Origin of the sequence: Kitasatospora sp. NPDC004615 (genome assembly GCF_042873545.1) — a bacterium.
Taxonomy (GTDB): Bacteria; Actinomycetota; Actinomycetes; order Streptomycetales; family Streptomycetaceae; genus Kitasatospora.
This window is the reverse complement of sequence record NZ_JBIALQ010000001.1, coordinates 1460014-1477518: the sequence shown is the minus strand read 5'-3', so window position 1 is coordinate 1477518 and position 17505 is coordinate 1460014. Positions and strand designations below refer to the sequence as shown.

Below are 17505 nucleotides of genomic sequence, written 5' to 3'. Positions count from 1 at the left end.
CGCCCGCCGCTCCTCCCACCCCTTCAGAAGGGCACGACAGACACGATGGCACCGATGACCAAGGCGGCCGGGGACGGCAGCGGCCTGGTGGAGATGTCCTGGGACCCGATCACCCGGATCGTGGGCAGCCTGGGCATCCACACGAAGATCGACTTCAAGCAGAAGCGGGTGGCGGAGTGCTACAGCACCTCATCGGTCTTCCGCGGCTACAGCGTCTTCATGCGCGGCAAGGACCCGCGCGACGCGCACTTCATCACCAGCCGGATCTGCGGCATCTGCGGCGACAACCACGCCACCTGTTCGGTCTACACCCAGAACATGGCGTACGGCGTGAAGCCCCCGCACCTCGGTGAGTGGATCATCAACCTCGGCGAGGCCGCCGAGTACATGTTCGACCACAACATCTTCCAGGAGAACCTGGTCGGGGTCGACTACTGCGAGAAGATGGTTCGCGAGACCAACCCCGGCGTGCTGGAGTTGGCCGAGCGCACGGAAGCGCCGCACGCCGGCGAGCACGGCTACAAGACCATCGCCGACATCATGCGCTCGCTCAACCCGATCGAGGGTGAGTTCTACCGCGAGGCGCTGCAGGTCAGCCGCTACACCCGGGAGATGTTCTGCCTGATGGAAGGGCGCCACGTGCACCCCTCCACGCTCTATCCGGGCGGTGTCGGCACGGTGGCCACCGTCCAGCTGTTCACCGACTACCTGACCCGGCTGATGCGCTACGTCGAGTTCATGAAGAAGGTCGTGCCGCTCCACGACGACCTCTTCGACTTCTTCTACCAGGCGTTGCCCGGGTACGAGGAGGTCGGTCGGCGGCGCGTCCTGCTCGGCTGCTGGGGCAGCCTCAACGACCCGGACCACTGCGACTTCACCTACCGCAACATGACCGACTGGGGCCGGCGGATGTTCGTCACCCCCGGCGTCGTGGTCGACGGCAAACTGGTCACCAACGACCTCACCGAGATCAACCTCGGCATCCGGATCCTGCTCGGCAGCTCCTACTACGAGGACTGGCAGGGCAAGGAACTGTTCGTCACCCACGACCCGCTCGGCAACCCGGTCGACCCGCGCCACCCGTGGAACCAGCACACCATCCCGCAGCCGCAGAAGCGCAACTTCGACGACAAGTACAGCTGGGTGATGTCCCCACGCTGGTTCGACGGCAAGAATCACCTGGCGCTCGACACCGGCGGCGGCCCGATCGCCCGGCTGTGGTCCACCGCGCTGTCCGGGCTGGTCGACATCGGCTACGTCAAGGCCACCGGCCACAGCGTGGTGATCAACCTGCCGCGCTCGATGACCAAGCCGGAGACCACCTTCGAGTGGAAGATCCCGCAGTGGAGCAACGCCATCGAGCGCAACCGCGCCCGCACCTACTTCCAGGCCTACGCTGCCGCCGCGGCCCTGCACTTCGCCGAGAAGGCGCTGGAGGAGGTCCGCGCCGGCCGCAGCCAGACCTGGGAGCGCTTCGAGGTGCCGGACGAGTCGATCGGCTGCGGCTTCACCGAGGCGGTCCGCGGTGTGCTCTCGCACCACATGGTGATCCGGGACGGCAAGATCGCCAACTACCACCCGTACCCGCCGACCCCGTGGAACGCCAGCGTCCGCGACAGCTACGGCACGCCCGGCCCGTACGAGGACGCGGTGCAGAACACGCCGATTTTCGAGGAGAACTCCCCGGACGACTTCAAGGGCATCGACATCATGCGGGCCGTCCGCAGCTTCGACCCCTGCCTGCCCTGCGGCGTCCACATGTACGTGGGCGGTGGCAAGACCGTGCAGCAGATGCACGTGCCCACCGGCCTGAGCGGGCTCGCATGACGGCGGAGCAGACCGGGCAACGGGTCCAGGAAGCGCTGGACCGGCTCGCCGCGTGCGGCGCGCAGGAGACCGGCGAGCACTTGGTGCGCGAGCTGATGGAGATGTACGGCGACGGCCTCACCCGACTGGTCCGGGCGGTGCCGCCGCCCGCGCTGGACCGGCTGCTGGACGACCCGGTGGTGGCCGGACTGCTCGTCCTGCACGACCTGCACCCCGAGGACACCACCGCCCGTATCCGCCGGGCGCTCGCCACCCTCGCCGAGCCGATCGAACTGTCCGGCTACGAACCCGCCACCGGCACCGCCCGGCTCCGCCGCACCCGAGGAGGCTGCGGCTGCTCCGAGCAGGACATCGAGACCGTTCTCGCCTGCCACGCACCCGAGGTGACGGCGCTTGAGCTGGAACAGGCCCCGCAGCTGCTGCAGATCTCGGCCCGCCCGCCCAGCCCGGCGGAGGCACGGTGAGCATCCGTCGACTCGACAGGCTCGGCACTGCCTTGCTGCGCCGGCTGCGCGAACCGGCCCCTCCGCAGCCCGAGCGCTGCACCTTCTGCGGCCAGCGCGTTCCGCAGCACCACCGGCACTTGGTGGACACCGAGGAACAGGCCCTGACCTGCGTCTGCACCGCGTGCGGGCTGCTCTTCCAGCAGCCGGGCGCGGCCGGCGGCCGTTACCGCAGTGTCCCCGACCGCCACCTGATCGACCCGGACCACCGGATCGGCGAGGACGCCTGGGCGGCGCTCGGCATCCCGGTCGGGACCGCCTTCCTGTTCCGCAACGCCAGGCAGGACCGACTGGTGGTGTTCTACCCCGGCCCGGCCGGTGCCACCGAGAGCGAGCCGGACGAGGCCGCCTGGCAGACCGCCCTCGACGGCAGCCGGCTCGCCGCCGTCCTGGAGCCGGACGTCGAGGCGCTGCTGCTGCGGCACACCGAAGACGGCGTCCAGTGCCACCTGGTGCCCATCGACACCTGCTACGAACTGGTCGGCCGGCTGCGGCGCTGCTGGCGGGGGTTCGACGGCGGCGCCGAGGCCCGGGCCGAACTCGACGCCTTCTTCGCCCGGCTCGACGAGCGCGCCAGGCCGCTGGCGGCGGAGGTCTCCCGATGACCGAACTCGGCTTCGCCTGTACCGGCGTGACGACCGATCCGCACGCCGCCGGGCCCACGCTCGTCTTCCGGCTGCGGATCACCGCGCCCGCCGCCCGGGTGCACGCCCTCGCGCTCCGCTGCCAGCTTCGCATCGAACCCGCCCGCCGCGGCTACGGCGAGGCGGAGGGCGAGCGGCTCGCCGACCTGTTCGGCGAGCGCTCCCGCTGGGGCACGACGCTCAACCCGGTCCAGCTCGCCCAGGTGCCGCTGATGGTCCCCGGGTTCACCGGCGAGACCGAGGTGGACCTGCCCGTGCCGTGCACCTACGACATGGACGTCGCGTCCGCCCGCTACCTCAGGGCGCTGGACGGCGGGGAGGTCCCGTTGCTGCTTCTGTTCTCGGGCACCGCGTTCGCCGGGCCCCGCGGGTTCCAGGTCACCCCGGTCCCGTGGGACCGGGAGGCCTCGGTGCGGATGCCCGTCGCGGTGTGGCGGGAGGCGATCGACCGGCACTTCCCCGGCTGCGGCTGGCTGCGGCTGCCCGAGGACGTGATGGACGCGCTGCTCGCCTACCGTTCCCGCCGCGCCCTGCCCTCCTGGGAGGCCACCGTGCGGGAACTGCTGACCGCCACCGAGCTCGAGGACGCCGCCCGGTGACCGCCTTGACCGAGGAGTTCGACAGCAGATTCGCGCAGGCCCGGCAGATCGCCGACGCCGTGCTCTTCGAGGGGTACGTGCTGTACCCCTACCGCGCCTCGGCCGCCAAGAACCGGCTCCGCTGGCAGTTCGGCGTGCTCGTCCCGCCCTGCTGGGGCGAGGACAGCGGCGAGCACTCCCACCAGCGCACCGAGTGCCTGATGGAGCCGCGCCCCGGCGACCGACTGGCTGTGGAGCTGCGCTTCCTGCGGGCTCAGCGCCGCACCGTCGAACGCGCCCTGCCCGGCGGCGGGTTCGAGCAGGCCGAGGAGTTGGAGCTCGCCGACCGGGTGATGGTGCCGTGGGACGAAGGCGTCGAGGAGCGCATCGAGCTACTGCTTCCGGTCACGGAGCCGGCCGAGGGGGTGGTGCACCCGTTCCACCTCCTGGCCGGCGAGGACATCGAAATCCTCTATGAGGAAGACGTGCCGATCGGACGGCTGGTCCGGCGACGGGAGTCGGTCGAGGGCGTGCTGAGGCTGACGGCCCGCGCGGTCCCGGGGCCGTACGCGGTCCAGCGGCTGACCGTCGTGGTGGAGAACACCACCGTCCGGACGGCGGCGCCGGCAGCTGGGCGGGAGGCGGCGCTGCAGCACTCACTCGTCTCGGCGCACCTGTTGCTGGGGCTCGACCGGGGCTCCTTCCTGTCGGTCACCGACCCGCCCGAGTGGGCCAGGGAGGCGGTCGCGCAGTGCCGCAACGAGCACACCTGGCCGGTCCTCGCCGGGCCGCCCGGGCGCTGCCGGGTGCTGCTCTCCTCGCCGATCATCCTGGAGGACCACCCGAGCATCGCCCCCGAGAGCCCCGGCGCGCTCTACGACGCGACCGAGATCGACGAGATTCTCGCACTGCGGACCGCCGCCCTGACCGACCGTGAGAAGCGCGAGGCCCGCGGTACCGACGAGCGGGCCGGCGCAGTGATCGACCTCGCCGACTCGATGCCGCCGGAGGTGCTGGAACGCCTGCACGGCGCCGTCCGAGGCCTGCGCGAGATCACCGGGAACGTGCCCGGCCGGCCGTGGTGGGATCCGGGCGACGACCCCGAGGCCGACCCGGAACACGACCGGGTCGTTGTCAACGGCCGGCAGGTCGGTGCGGGCAGCCGGGTCGTGCTCAGGCCCGGGCGGCGGCGCACCGACGCGCAGGACCTGTTCCTGGACGGGCGGACCGCCCTCGTCGAGGCCGTGCTGCACGACGTGGACGGCTCGGTCCACCTCGCCGTGACGGTGGAGGACGACCCCGGCGCGGACCTGTGGCGGGCCCAGGGCCGCTTCCGCTACTTCCAGCCCGACGAGATCGCCCTGTTGGAGGAGCCATGAGCACGGGCCGCGTCCTGGTCGCCGGGGTCGGCAACATCCTCCTCGGCGACGACGGGTTCGGGGTGGAGACCGTCCGGCGGCTGGGGGAGCACCCGCTGCCGGACGAGGTTGAACTGCTCGACGTGGGCGTGCGCGGCGTCCACCTCGCATACCAGGCCCTGGACGGCTACCGGCTGCTGGTGCTGGTCGACGCCACCGCGCGAGGCGGTGGGCCGGGCACTGTCTACCTGATCGAACCGGACGCCGGCCCGGTCGAGGTGCCCGTCCTGGACGGGCACCGGATGGGACCCGACGCAGTACTCGCGTTGCTCGGCACCCTGGCCGCAGGTACCGGAGGCACCCTGCCCGAGCGGGTGCTCGTGGTGGGCTGCGAGCCGGAGTCGCTGGACGAGGGAATCGGCCTGAGCACACCGGTTGCCGCCGCCGTCGAGGAGGCGGTCCGGGTGGTTCTGCGGATCGTCGGCGCGGAGGAGCCGACGGGCGCGAAGGCGGACCTGCAAGTGGAGAGGGAGACAACGGCATGGTGAAGAAGCTGCTCTGTGCGGCCGTCGTGACAGCCGTGGCGGCGGTGATCTGGCAGAACCTGGACGACGTGAAGCGGTACGTGAGGATCAGCCGGATGTGAGCCGCGGATTGCTGCGAACGGCGTAGCCCCCCGGCGCGGCGGCGGTGCGGCTCCGAGCCGCTGCCGCCGCCGCGCCCTTCAATGAAGCCTTGTTGCCTCCCAGCAGCGGGAACGGGGCCCATGCACGAGATGTCGATCGCGGCGGCAGTCGTCGAACAGGTGGACGCCGCGGCGCGCGAGCACGGGATGGAGGCCGTCGTCCTGGTGCGGCTGCAGGTCGGCGAACTGGCCGGCGTGGTGCCCTCGGCTCTCGAGTTCTGCTTCGAACTGGCCTGCGCCGGAACGCTGCTGGAAGGCGCGGTCCTGGAGACCGAGACGGTGCCGGCCCGCGCGAGGTGCCTCGGGTGCGAAACCGAATGGTCCGTCGGTATGCCGCCCGACCTCGGCTGCCCGAACTGCGCCGGCTCCGGCGTCGAACTGCTGGCCGGCCGCGAGCTGCAGATCATCGGCGTTGAACGGGCCGCGCGCCCGGCGGGCGCCGGAGCCCGACAGGAAGGCTGAACTCCCATGTGTCGTACGGTGGAACTCCGGCAGGCGGTCCTGGCCCGGAACGACGACGGTGCCCGCGCCCTGCGCGCCCGGCTCGCCGCCCAGGGCACCGTCGCGGTGAACCTGCTCTCCAGCCCCGGCAGCGGGAAGACCGCGCTGCTCGAGGCCGAACTCTGCCTGGCCCGGGACCGCGGGATTGCCGTCGCCGCCCTCACCGCCGACCTCGCGACGGAGAACGACGCACTGCGGCTGGCCCGTTCGGGCGTGCCGGTGAAGCAGGTGCTCACCGACGGGCTGTGCCACCTCGAGTCCGAGATGCTCACCGGGCAGCTGGCCGGCTGGCTGCCCGCCGGCACCCGGCTGCTGTTCGTGGAGAACGTCGGCAATCTGGTCTGCCCGGCCTCGTACGACCTCGGCGAAACGCTGCGGGTGGCGCTCGCCTCGGTCACCGAGGGCGAGGACAAGCCGCTCAAGTACCCCACCGCGTTCGGGCTGGCCAACCTGGTGCTGGTGACGAAAGCCGACCTCGCTGCGGCGGTGGAGTTCGACGAGACGGCGTTCCTGGCCAACGTCGCCCGGGTCAACCCGGGGGTGGAGGTGGTGTTCACCTCGGCCCGGACCGGGCAGGGCGTGGGCGAGTTGCTGGACCGGGCGTGCGCCGTGCTGGACGGTGCGGAGGTGCACCGGCCGGTGATGGCGGGAGCGTCGGCGAACGGGCCCGGGCACCTGCACTCCCGCGGGGATGCGCACTCGCACGACGGTGCTGCCGCGGAGCACCTGTGAAGGCCGCTCAGGAAGCTTCGCCGGCAGCCGGGTTGGAGCGGCGGCGGGTGGCTGTGCGCGGGGTCGTCCAAGGCGTCGGGTTCCGGCCGTTCGTCTTCGCGCTCGCCGCCGAACTCGGCCTTGCCGGGACCGTCACCAACACCGGCGAAGGGGTGCTCGCCGAGATCGAAGGGCAGACCGAGGCGCTCGATTCGTTCTGCCGGCGCGTCGCCGGCGACGCGCCGCCGCTGGCACGCGTCGACGCAGTCGAACATGCGCCGTTGCCGCCAACCGGCGCGACCGGCTTCGCCATCACCCCCTCCTGCGGCGACGGCCTGCGGCGCTCCCTGGTCCCGCCGGACACCGCCACCTGTGCGGACTGCCTCGCCGAACTGGCCGACCCCCACGGCCGCCGCCACCGGCACCCGTTCATCAGCTGCACCAACTGCGGGCCGCGCCACACCATCGTCACCGGTCTGCCGTACGACCGCGCCAACACCACCATGGCGGACTTCCCGATGTGTCCGGACTGCGCACGGGAGTACACCGACCCCGCCGACCGGCGCTTTCACGCCCAGCCGGTCTGCTGCCACGCCTGCGGGCCCGAACTCTCCCTCGTCGTACCGGGTGACCGGACGACCCGCCGCGAGGACGCCCTCGACGGGGCCCGCCGGATGCTCCGGGGCGGCGCGATCCTGGCCGTCAAGGGCATCGGCGGGTACCACCTGGCGTGCGACGCGCGGAACTTGCCGAGCGTCGCCCGGCTGCGCCGGCGCAAGCGGCGCGGTTCCAAGCCGTTCGCGTTGATGGCCCGGGACCTTTCCGAGCTCGCCGGGCTGGTGCAGGTGGGGCCGGTGGAGGAGGAACTGCTCACCGGTGCGGCCCGGCCGATCGTGCTGCTCCGCCGCGTGGGCCCGAAAGTCTCGGCGCCGGGGGCGGTGGCGGCGCTGGAGGCCGTCGCGCCCCGCAGCCCCGACCTCGGCGTGATGCTGCCGTACACCCCGCTGCATCACCTGCTGCTCGCGCCGCCCGGGCCGGGGCTGCTCGTGATGACCAGCGCCAACCTCTCCGGCGAGCCGATCGTCACCGACGACCAGGACGCCTTCGACCGGCTGGCTCCGCTGGTGGACGGCTGGCTGACGCACGACCGGACCATCCACGTCCCGTGCGAGGACTCGGTGGTGCGGGTGGTCGACGGGGAGCACCTGCCGGTCCGGCGCTCCCGCGGCCACGTGCCGCTGCCGCTGCCGCTTCCCGTGCCGGTCCGGCCGGTGCTGGCCGTCGGAGGGGACCTCAAGAACACCTTCGCGCTGGCGCGCGACGGCTACGCCTGGCTGTCCGGCCACATCGGGGACATGGACGACCTCGCCACACTGGAAGCCTTCGACCGCGGGACGGCGCACCTGGAGGCCGTCACCGGGGTCCAGCCCGAGGTGTTGGCGGTGGACCGGCACCCCAACTACCGGTCGGCCCGGCACGCCCGGCGGTCCTTCGGCGGCGCACGCGTGCGGCCGGTACAGCACCACCACGCGCACATTGCCTCCGTCATGGCCGAACACGGGCTGGACGGCAGCCGGCCCGTCATCGGGGTTGCGTTCGACGGCACCGGGTACGGCGACGACGGCGCCGTCTGGGGCGGCGAGGTGCTGCTCGCCGACTACGACGGCTTCCGGCGGCTCGGACACCTGGCGTACGTGCCGCTGCCCGGCGGCGACGCCGCGGTGGTCCGGCCGTACCGGATGGCGCTCGCCCACCTGTGGGCGGCGGGCATTCCGTGGTCGGCCGACCTGGCACCGGTCCGGGCCTGCCCGCGCGACGAACTGGCGGTACTCGAAACCCAGTTGGATCGGTCGTTGAACTGTGTGCCGACCTCCAGCATGGGGCGGCTGTTCGACGCGGTGTCCGCGCTGGCCGGTGTCTGCCAGCTGGCCGAGTACGAGGCGCAGGCGGCCATTGAGCTCGAGGCCGCAGCGCTGGCCCACGGGCCCGCCGAGGGGTACGCCTTCGGGTTCCGGCGCGACGGCAGCGTGCTGCTCGGCGAGCCCGAGCCGGTGCTGGCCGCCGTGGTCGCAGACCTCGCCCGAGGGGCGTCCGGCGGCCTGGTCGCCGCCCGGTTCCATGCCGCGGTGGCCGAGCTGGTGCGGGCTCAGTGCCGGGCCGCCCGCGATGAGCAGGGCACGGACACGGTCGCCCTGACCGGTGGCGTGTTCGCCAACGCGCTGCTCTCGTCGGCCTGCGCGCGCGGGCTGCGGGAGGACGGCTTCACCGTGCTGCGGCACCGCCGGGTGCCCCCCAACGACGGCGGGCTGGCGCTCGGCCAGCTGATGGTGGCCGCCCGGGCCGGCGGCCCGGGCGCGGGTTGAGAGGAGAGAAGGAATGTGCCTGGCGGTGCCCGGCAGGGTGATGGAGATCTCGGAAAGGGACGGGACGCGAATGGCGGTCGTCGACTTCGGCGGGGTGGTCAAGGACGTGTGCCTGGAGTACCTGCCCGACCTCGAGGTCGGTGAGTACGCCATCGTGCACGTCGGTTTCGCGTTGCAGCGGCTGGACGAGGAGTCGGCCCGGAAGACCCTCGACCTCTTCGCCGAACTCGGCCTGCTGCAGGAGGAGTTCGGCGACCCATGGGAGGCGGCGGCGGGAACGGGCGCGACGGAGGAGCGGCAGTGAGGTACCTGGAGGAGTTCCAGAACCCGGAGTTGGCGGGTGGGCTGCTGGCCGACATCCGCGCTGCGGTCACCCGGCCGTGGGCGCTGATGGAGGTCTGCGGCGGGCAGACGCACACCATCATCCGGCACGGCATCGACCAACTGCTGCCGGAGGGCGTGGAGTTGATCCATGGGCCGGGGTGCCCGGTGTGCGTCACCCCGCTCGAGGTGATCGACCGAGCGCTGGCCATCGCAGCCCGGCCCGAGGTGATCTTCTGCTCCTTCGGCGACATGCTGCGGGTGCCCGGCACCGACCGCGACCTGTTCCGGGTCCGCGGCGAGGGCGGCGACGTCCGGGTGGTCTACTCGCCGCTCGACGCGCTGCGGATCGCCCGGGAGAACCCGGACCGCGAGGTGGTCTTCTTCGGCATCGGCTTCGAGACCACGGCCCCGCCCAACGCCATGGCCGTCCACCAGGCCCGGAAGCTGGGCGTGCGCAACTTCAGCATGCTGGTCTCGCACGTCCGGGTGCCTCCGGCCATCGAGGCCATCATGACCTCGCCCGACTGCCGGGTGCAGGGCTTCCTGGCCGCCGGGCACGTGTGCAGCGTGATGGGCACCGAGGAATACCCGGCGCTGGCCGAGCGCCACCGGGTGCCGATCGTGGTCACCGGCTTCGAACCGCTCGACATCCTGGAGGGGATCCGGCGCACCGTGCGGCAGTTGGAGCGCGGCGAGCACCGAGTCGACAACGCCTACCCGCGGGCCGTCCGCCCCGAGGGCAACCCGGCGGCCCGGGCCATGCTGGAAGACGTCTTCGAGGTGACCGACCGGGCCTGGCGCGGCATCGGAGTGATCCCGCAGAGCGGCTGGCGGCTCTCCCCGCGCTACCGCGACCACGACGCCGAGCACCGCTTCGACGTCTCCGGGATCACCACCTGCGAGCCGGCGCAGTGCCGGGCCGGCGAGGTGCTGCAAGGGCAACTCAAGCCGAACGAGTGCGAGGCCTTCGGCACGCTCTGCACCCCGCGCACCCCACTCGGTGCCACCATGGTGTCCAGCGAAGGGGCGTGCGCGGCCTACTACCTCTACCGGCGACTGGGCGCGCCGACCACTCCCCAGGAGGCGACCTTCGTTGGCTGACATCGAGATTCTCACCGCGCCGCCGGCGACCGCGCCGCCGGCGACCGCGCTGCCGGCGACCGCGCCCGACGGGCCGCCCTCGGCGCCCGACTTCTCCGGGTGGTCCTGCCCGCTGCCGCTGCGCGACCACCCCAGGGTGGTGATGGGGCACGGCGGCGGCGGGGCGATGTCCGCCGAGCTGGTGGCCAACTTGTTCGCGCCCGCGTTCGGCGGCCCTGCCCTCGCCGGCCTCGGCGACTCCGCCGTACTGGAACTCGGCGGCGCGCGGCTCGCCTTCTCCACCGACTCGTACGTGGTGCGGCCGCTGTTCTTCCCCGGCGGCAGCATCGGGGACCTTGCCGTCAACGGCACAGTCAACGACCTCGCGATGAGCGGCGCGCGGCCCGCCTACCTGTCCTGCGGCTTCATCCTTGAAGAGGGAGTGGAGATGGCCGCCGTCGACCGGGTCGCGCGGGCCGTCGGCGCTGCCGCGCGGGCGGCCGGAGTGGAGATCGCCACCGGCGACACCAAGGTGGTCGAGGCCGGTCACGGCGACGGCATCTACCTCAACACGGCCGGCATCGGGCTGGTCCCGGCCGGCGTGGACATCAGGCCGCAGCGGGCCGCTCCCGGTGACGTGGTGATCGTCAGCGGGGAGATCGGCCTGCACGGCGTGGCCATCATGAGCGTGCGCGAGGGCCTGGAGTTCGGAGTCGAGATCGAGAGCGACTGCGCGTCGCTCGGCGGCCTGGTCGAGGCGATGCTCGCCGTCACCCCCGACCTGCACGTCCTGCGCGATCCCACCCGCGGCGGTCTCGCCGCCGCTCTCAACGAAATCGCGATGGCCGCCGGGGTCGGTGTGGTGGTCAACGAGCGGTCGGTGCCGATTCCGCCGCAGGTGGCGAATGCCTGTGCGGTGCTGGGCCTCGACCCGCTGTACGTCGCCAACGAAGGCAAGCTGGTCGCCTTCGTGCCCCGCCGGACCGCCGACGCCGTGCTCGACGCGATGCGCGCGCACCCGCTCGGCGCCAACGCGGCAGTGATCGGTGAATGCGTCCCCGACCACCCCGGCATGGTCGTCGCTCGAACCGCGTTCGGCGCCACCCGGGTGATGGACCTGCCCATCGGCGAGCAGCTACCGAGAATCTGCTGATCGCGCAGCAACGCCTGCCCATCGGAACGAGGAAGGGCTGGGGCGGCCGAGTGAGGAGACCGCACGGGTGAGCACCCCACCCGGTGCCACGGACCGCGACCGCCCCGTCCCGCTGCCCGGTCCCCGCACCCCCTCCGGCGCGCCGTCGCAGTCCGGCGGGCCCATGGTGGTGTGCGGCGGCGACGCGCTCGGTGGGGTGGCGCAGTGTCTTGGAGTCGATGGCGAGGGGGATGCCTTCGGCGATCACGATGCTGGCGGCGGTGCGGCGCAGGTCGGGCAGGCCAATGACGGGCAGGCCGGCTTCGGTCGTGCGCTTGTGGAGTTGGTCGAGGGCCCGTTGGGGTCGTAGGGGAGTGCCGTCCGGTTCCGGGAAAACGAGTCCTTCGAGCCGGCCTTGAGGGTGGGCGTTCATCTGGAGGGCGGCCTGGCGGTGGAGGGCGGCGGTGATTCTGGGGGTGGCTGATCCAGGCGCGGCTGGCCTCGGTCTGCGCGGGGTGCGGTTGGCGGGGCGTGGCGGGTGCTGGTGTGTGGGACGGCGGGCGCGGCAGACGGGGGTGCCGAGTTCTTCGCGGTCGGCGGTGTCGAGGATCCAGGCGATGCCGTTGACGCCTGCGCGGGCGGCGCGGGGGGTGAGTTCGGCGTAGATGTCGGCGCTGGTGGACAGGACTCGGTGACGGAGGGCCTTGGACATGTTCGGCAGGGGGACGTTGGCGGCGAGGCCGAAGCTCATCGCGAGGTGGCGCAGGTCGTGGAGGGCGATGCGGGGGACGCCGGCTTTGTCGCAGAGCAGGTGGAAGTGGTCGAGGACGGCCTTGGGGTGCAGGGGGCGGCCGTGGCGGTGGAAGACGTAGCCGGTGGGGTCAGTGGTGTTGCCGAAGGGGCTGGTGTCGGCGAGGTCGTCGAGGGCGGTGGCCGCGCGGTGGGAGAGGGCGACCCAGGTCTTGCTGTGCGGGGTCTTCGGGGTGGTGAGGGTGAGCTGGTTGTTGTCGACGACGGAGAGGGTCGGACGAACAGGACGTTCTCGGCCCGGTGCGTCGCGCCAGTGGAGGGCGAGTGCTTCGCCCTTGCGCGGGCCGGTGTCGATCACGAGTTCGGCGAGGTCGGCGTAGAAGGGGTCGATGGCCCGGGTGAAGCGCAGGAAGCGTGAGGTCTGGGCCTCGGTCCGCAGGCGCCGGGTGTGGAGGCGGGCCGGGGCAGCAGCGGGGGTTTGGCGACGTTGCGGGACAGGCTCGTCGTTGACGGCGCTCGTCAACGAGCTGGATAGGGTCGCCATGATCCGGTAGACGGTCACTCTGCCGCGCCCGCAACGGAGTTGGGTGGTGACGTAGGCGCGTAGGTGCTGGCGGTCGAGGTCGTCCCGGGGGAATGGCGCCGAGGGCGGGGACGAGGTCGTTCTCGACGTAGGAGCGGTAACGGGCCAGCGAGCACTGCCCCGTCCTCAAGGCCCCCAGCCGCGAGGTCACGCGGCTGCTGCTCTGCCGGCTCACCGGCCAGACCCTCCGCCAGGGCATGGACCTCCTCGGCGTCGGAACACCCGAGCGGCTGTAGATCTTGACGAACTTCGGGGCGGACAGGATCACTTGTCCGCCCCGAAGGCATATCCGTGATGTCTCGCTGTTGCAGTTCTGCTGGGAAGTCCGGAATACCCAGCAGGACGCGATCAAGAGGTGGTCCTGCTGAGGTCCTTGATTCAGATCATCGCGCCGCAGAGGCGGAGGCCGTCGAGGGTCGTCATGCCGATCACTTTTTATGGTCGCGTCGGTGGCGGGCCGCCGCTTCGGGCGCGGTGAGGAAGAACGGGTGCTGCGGGACCGGGTGTCAGGGGCCGGTCCCGCAGCGGGTGCCCGCCGTGGGACCGGGCGTCAGGTCCGGTTCCACGGCGGGCACCCCCTTCCCGGGCCCAGGCGCGAGCGCGGGAAGGGGGGTCTGTGTCGCCCTGCTACTCGCCGGTCGCGGGGGTGACCGTCACGGTGTGGCCGGGGTCGGTGGCGGAGGTGGCCAGGCGCAGGGTGAAGGTGCCGGGTTCGGTGGTCCAGGCGTGGGCGTCGGTGTCCCAGTGCTGGAAGGCCCGCAGGGCGATCTCGATGCGGGCGAGCACGCGCTCGCCGGCCTGGGCGCGGACGGCGGTGAAGCCGGCGAGCCAGGCGACCGGCCGCTCGACGGTCGACTCCGGGCGGGACAGGTAGGCCTGGAGGACCTGCTTGCCAGGCCGGGCGCCGGTGTTGGTGACGTCCGCCAGCACGACGACGCGGTCCCCGGCGGTGCTGACGGTGGGCTGGTCGATCCGCCAGGTGGTGTAGCCGAGGCCGGAGCCGAACGGCAGCGCGGGCCCGCGGCCACCGGCCTGCTCGCGCTTGAGCCAGGCGCGGTAGCCGACGTGGAGGCCCTCGGTGTAGGCGAGCCGGCCCTCGCGGGGCTCGACGGTCCACACCGGGACGTCCTCCTCGCGGGCGGGCCAGGTGGTGGGCAGCCGCCCGCCGGGCTCGCGGGCGCCGGTGAGGACGTCGGCGAGCGCGGCGCCGAACTCCTGGCCGGGGAACCAGGACAGGACGACGGCGGCCACCTCGTCGAGCCAGGGCATCAGCACCGGGGCACCGGAGTTGACGACCACGACCGTGCGGGGGTTGGCCGCGGCGACGCGGCGCACCAGCTCGTCCTGGCCCTCGGGCAGGCCGAGGCCCGACCGGTCGAAGCCCTCCGACTCCAGGGCTTCGGTGGTGCCGACGACCACGACGGCGATGTCGCTGGCGGCGGCCACCTCGACCGCCCGGCGGAGCTCCTCGGCCGGGTCGCCGAAGAGGTCCTGGTAGCCGAGCTGGACCATCGCGACGGGGAAGCCGCCCGGGAGCTCCGGGCGGTAGGTCAGGCGCAGCTCGACGGCCTGGCCGTGGTTCAGGTCGCGGGAGACCACCCGCTTCGGGGGGTTGAGGATCGCGGTGACGGGGTCGCCGCCGGGGGCGGCGAGCGAGTCGGTGCTGACGGTCTCGCCGTCGATCTCGAAGGTGAAGCCGCCGACTCCGGCGAAGCCGAGGTCGTGCCGGCCGTCGCGGTCGGGGGTGAGGCGGGTGGTCAGCTCGATGCGGTCGGCCATGGCCAGGCGCGGGTCGCCGAGCCAGGCGAGGCGGCCGGAGGGAATGATCTCCTCGGCGAACGCGGTGCTGTCATGGTCGAGATACCGGACGCGGACCCCGTCGGCGCCCGAGACCGGGTCGGTGACCGTGCCCCGGGTGAAGGCGTGCAGCTCGTCGGCCGGCGGCAGGCCGGGCGCGAAGGTGACGGCGTGCTTCCCGTAGGCGGTCCGCAGGCCCTCGAGCGGCGTGACGACGTGGTAGGGGAACACGGTCGCCGAGCCGCCGCCCTGGGCCCGGGCGCGCAGGGCGTGCTGCCCGATCACGCCGACCGTCAGTCCGTCCCGGGGCTCGACCGGCAGGGTGCCGTCGTTGCGGGCCAGCACCATGCCGTCGGCGGCGGCCTCGCGCAGCAGGTCGGCAATGGCGGTGCGGTCCCAGGGCTCGACCGGGGTGGCCGCGGGGCCGCTCTCCAGGGCGCCGACGCGTGAGGCGAGCAGCAGCAGCCGGGCGACCTTCTCGTCGATCGCGCTCTGCGGGACCCGTCCGGCCGTCACGGCCTCGACGAGTGCCTCGCCCCAGGGCCCCTCCGGGCCGGGCATGACGAGGTCCTGGCCGGAGGCGGCCGACGGCTCGGTGTCGCGCACCGCCGCCCAGTCGGAGACGACGACGCCGTCGAAGCCCCACTCGTCCTTCAGCGGGTCGCGCAGCAGCGGGTTGGCGGACATCGTCACGCCGTTGACGGTGTTGTAGGCGGACATCACCAGCCAGGCCCCCTCGTCGACCATCCGCTCGAAGGGTGCCAGGTAGACCTCGCGCAGCGTCCGCTCGTCGGCGTGGACGTCGACGGTGAAGCGGTCGGTCTCGGAGTCGTTGGCGACGTAGTGCTTCGCGGTGGTGGCGACGCCGTGCGCCTGGACGGAGGCGACGTAGGCGGCGCCGAACTCGCCGGAGAGGTAGGGGTCCTCGCTGAACGCCTCGAAGTGACGGCCGCCGCGCGGCGAGCGGTGCAGGTTGACCGTCGGGCCGAGCACGACGTCGACGTTCTTGGACCGGGCCTCGGCGGCGATCAGGGCGCCGAGCCGGCGGACCTGCTCCAGGTCCCAGGTGGCGCAGACGCAGCTCGCCGAGGGCAGGCTGGCCGAGGGGTCGCGGTCGTCCATCGCGGTGCCGCGCACGCCGGTGGGACCGTCGGAGACGACGATGGGGCGCAGGCCGACGGCGGGTTCGTCGTGCAGCGACCACATGGAGGCGCCGGTCAGCAGGCGGACCTTCTGCTCCAGGGTGAGGCGCTCGACCAGCGCAGTGATGGGCGGGGTGGTGAACATCGCCGCGTCCTTTCACAACAGGGGTTGGTTCGGTGGTGCAGTGGGTGCGATCCGGTCAGCGGACGCTGCGGATCGGGAGGACGGAGAGCGCGCCCAGCAGCGCGATCACTCCGACCACCGGGTAGAGCGCGCCGTAGCTGCCGAAGACGTGGACGACGCCCGCGGCCACGACCGGTGCGACGGTGTTGGGCAGGGTGGCGGCGAGGTTGAGCACGCCGAGGTCCTTGCCGAAGTCGTCCGGGTTCGGCAGCACGCTGCTCATCAGCGCCTGGTCGACCGCGATGAACGCCCCGAAGCCGGAGGCGACCACGAGAGCGGACAGCGCGAGTCCGGGCACCGACGGCAGCAGGAGCGGGATCACGGTGCCGGACGTGATGAGCAGTCCCCCGAGGAGGACCACGGGCTTGCGCCGGCCGATGCGGTCGGAGAGGGGGCCGGCGACCGCCGTGGCGACGATGACGCCGGGCAGTGCGGCGAGCCCGAGCAGTGGCACGGTCCGCGTCGCCTCCTCCAGGGTCAGGCCGAGGTAGTCCTGCGCCAGGTAGAGCTGGTAGGTGTTCAGCATCGCGTACCCGCCGAACAGCAGCAGGCGTCCGGCGAAGCCCCAGAAGAAGTCGGGGTGGCGGACCGGGTTGACCCAGAAGGCGGCGAGGAAGGCCCGCAGCGAGAACTGCCGGCGTGACTCACCGCGGTTGTCCCGGTCGGGCACGAGCACGACGAACAGCACGATGCCGAGCAGGACGACGCCGGCCATGAGCGCGTACCCGAGCGGGAGGTCGTCGGCGAACACCGAGCCGACGGCCGGGCCGGCGACGGAGCCGAGGAGCACGCCCAGGCCCACGCCGGTCGAGTACCGACCGCGCAGCTTCTCCGGAACCCGGTCGGGCAGCACCGCGGAGAACGGTCCCTGGGAGGCGTTGAAGCCGAACTGCACCAGCATGACGCACACGGTCAGCGCGGCCACGCTCGGCGCGAGCCCGGCGGTCAGCAGGGCGACGGAGCCGATGAGGGCGCCGCCGAGCATCCACGGTCTTCGCGCGCCGTACCGAGTGCGGGTCCGGTCGGACAGCACGCCGGCGATCGGCTGGGCGAGCATCGCGGCCACGGCGCCGAGGGCATTGATCACCGCGAGGTTCGAGGCCTTCGCGTCCGGGGCCAGGTGCTCGACCTGGATGGCGGCGTAGTACGTCGAGACGGCGTAGGCGACCGGGGCGGTGGCGGCGACGAACGGGGCGGTCCGGAACAGCCGCCGCAGCTCCGGGGGTACCGGGCCCTTCGGTTCCGCCGCCCGGTCGTCCGCCGGCGGGGGGCCGTCTACGGGTGCGGGGCCGGTGACCGGCGGGGGGTCGTACGCGGGGCCGGGGGCGGCGTGCACGGACATG

16 protein-coding genes and 2 pseudogenes are annotated in these 17505 nt (G+C 72.6%); 15 read left to right on the top strand and 3 right to left on the bottom strand.

Going from position 1 to position 17505, the window contains the following annotated elements; translation table 11 throughout:
• The first annotated feature begins 45 nt into the window (after nt 1-45).
• The 14 genes from ACFYS8_RS06515 (at nt 46) to ACFYS8_RS06450 (ending at nt 12076) form a co-directional block, all read left to right on the top strand.
• Nucleotides 46-1827, top strand: coding sequence for a nickel-dependent hydrogenase large subunit (locus ACFYS8_RS06515; protein WP_387636560.1), 1782 nt, complete (start codon nt 46-48; stop codon nt 1825-1827).
• Complete coding sequence (locus ACFYS8_RS06510; RefSeq protein WP_387636558.1) at nt 1824-2291, top strand: thioredoxin; 468 nt, start codon at nt 1824-1826, stop codon at nt 2289-2291. Before ACFYS8_RS06515 ends, ACFYS8_RS06510 begins: the two co-directional genes overlap by 4 nt.
• Nucleotides 2288-2935, top strand: coding sequence for a DUF5947 family protein (locus tag ACFYS8_RS06505; protein WP_387636556.1), 648 nt, complete (start codon nt 2288-2290; stop codon nt 2933-2935). The genes ACFYS8_RS06510 and ACFYS8_RS06505 overlap by 4 nt, the downstream gene beginning before the upstream one ends.
• Nucleotides 2932-3573: a DUF6084 family protein gene (locus tag ACFYS8_RS06500; protein WP_189272954.1), complete on the top strand. Its 642-nt coding sequence runs from the start codon at nt 2932-2934 to the stop codon at nt 3571-3573. The genes ACFYS8_RS06505 and ACFYS8_RS06500 overlap by 4 nt, the downstream gene beginning before the upstream one ends.
• Nucleotides 3570-4931 (top strand): hypothetical protein, encoded by a 1362-nt coding sequence (locus ACFYS8_RS06495; RefSeq protein WP_387636553.1) that lies wholly within the window; start codon nt 3570-3572, stop codon nt 4929-4931. Before ACFYS8_RS06500 ends, ACFYS8_RS06495 begins: the two co-directional genes overlap by 4 nt.
• Nucleotides 4928-5458, top strand: coding sequence for a hydrogenase maturation protease (locus ACFYS8_RS06490; protein ID WP_387636550.1), 531 nt, complete (start codon nt 4928-4930; stop codon nt 5456-5458). Before ACFYS8_RS06495 ends, ACFYS8_RS06490 begins: the two co-directional genes overlap by 4 nt.
• Nucleotides 5452-5556, top strand: a complete 105-nt coding sequence (locus tag ACFYS8_RS06485) for a DUF6893 family small protein (RefSeq protein WP_380330774.1) — start codon at nt 5452-5454, stop codon at nt 5554-5556. Before ACFYS8_RS06490 ends, ACFYS8_RS06485 begins: the two co-directional genes overlap by 7 nt.
• 120 nt (nt 5557-5676) lie before the next feature.
• Nucleotides 5677-6057: a hydrogenase maturation nickel metallochaperone HypA gene (gene hypA, locus ACFYS8_RS06480; protein WP_387636547.1), complete on the top strand. Its 381-nt coding sequence runs from the start codon at nt 5677-5679 to the stop codon at nt 6055-6057.
• Between the two features lie 6 nt (nt 6058-6063).
• Nucleotides 6064-6828 carry a hydrogenase nickel incorporation protein HypB gene (gene hypB / locus ACFYS8_RS06475; RefSeq protein WP_387636545.1) on the top strand — a complete coding sequence of 255 codons (765 nt, stop codon included), beginning with the start codon at nt 6064-6066 and terminating at the stop codon, nt 6826-6828.
• A gap of 47 nt (nt 6829-6875) precedes the next feature.
• Complete coding sequence (gene hypF, locus ACFYS8_RS06470) at nt 6876-9170, top strand: carbamoyltransferase HypF (RefSeq protein WP_387636542.1); 2295 nt, start codon at nt 6876-6878, stop codon at nt 9168-9170.
• Nucleotides 9171-9183: 13 nt separating this feature from the next.
• Nucleotides 9184-9474, top strand: coding sequence for a HypC/HybG/HupF family hydrogenase formation chaperone (locus ACFYS8_RS06465; protein ID WP_189272948.1), 291 nt, complete (start codon nt 9184-9186; stop codon nt 9472-9474).
• A complete protein-coding gene (gene hypD / locus ACFYS8_RS06460; RefSeq protein ID WP_387636539.1) occupies nt 9471-10595 on the top strand; it encodes a hydrogenase formation protein HypD in 1125 nt (374 codons plus the stop codon). Before ACFYS8_RS06465 ends, hypD begins: the two co-directional genes overlap by 4 nt.
• 49 nt (nt 10596-10644) lie before the next feature.
• A complete protein-coding gene (gene hypE / locus ACFYS8_RS06455; protein ID WP_387636872.1) occupies nt 10645-11727 on the top strand; it encodes a hydrogenase expression/formation protein HypE in 1083 nt (360 codons plus the stop codon).
• Nucleotides 11728-11794: 67 nt separating this feature from the next.
• Nucleotides 11795-12076: a hypothetical protein gene (locus ACFYS8_RS06450; RefSeq protein WP_387636906.1), complete on the top strand. Its 282-nt coding sequence runs from the start codon at nt 11795-11797 to the stop codon at nt 12074-12076.
• A gap of 339 nt (nt 12077-12415) precedes the next feature.
• Here ACFYS8_RS06450 and ACFYS8_RS06445 read toward each other — a convergent pair.
• Nucleotides 12416-13000 (bottom strand): annotated as a pseudogene (locus ACFYS8_RS06445) (tyrosine-type recombinase/integrase); the annotation flags it as partial.
• A 161-nt stretch (nt 13001-13161) separates the two neighbouring features.
• Between ACFYS8_RS06445 and ACFYS8_RS06440 the strand changes: the two are divergent.
• Nucleotides 13162-13275, top strand: a pseudogene (locus ACFYS8_RS06440) (DALR anticodon-binding domain-containing protein); the annotation flags it as partial.
• A 391-nt stretch (nt 13276-13666) separates the two neighbouring features.
• Here the strand turns inward: ACFYS8_RS06440 and ACFYS8_RS06435 are convergent.
• Nucleotides 13667-16123, bottom strand: coding sequence for a beta-glucosidase (locus tag ACFYS8_RS06435; protein ID WP_387636537.1), 2457 nt, complete (start codon nt 16121-16123; stop codon nt 13667-13669).
• A gap of 55 nt (nt 16124-16178) precedes the next feature.
• Complete coding sequence (locus ACFYS8_RS06430; RefSeq protein WP_387636535.1) at nt 16179-17504, bottom strand: MFS transporter; 1326 nt, start codon at nt 17502-17504, stop codon at nt 16179-16181.
• Nucleotide 17505 lies beyond the last annotated feature (1 nt).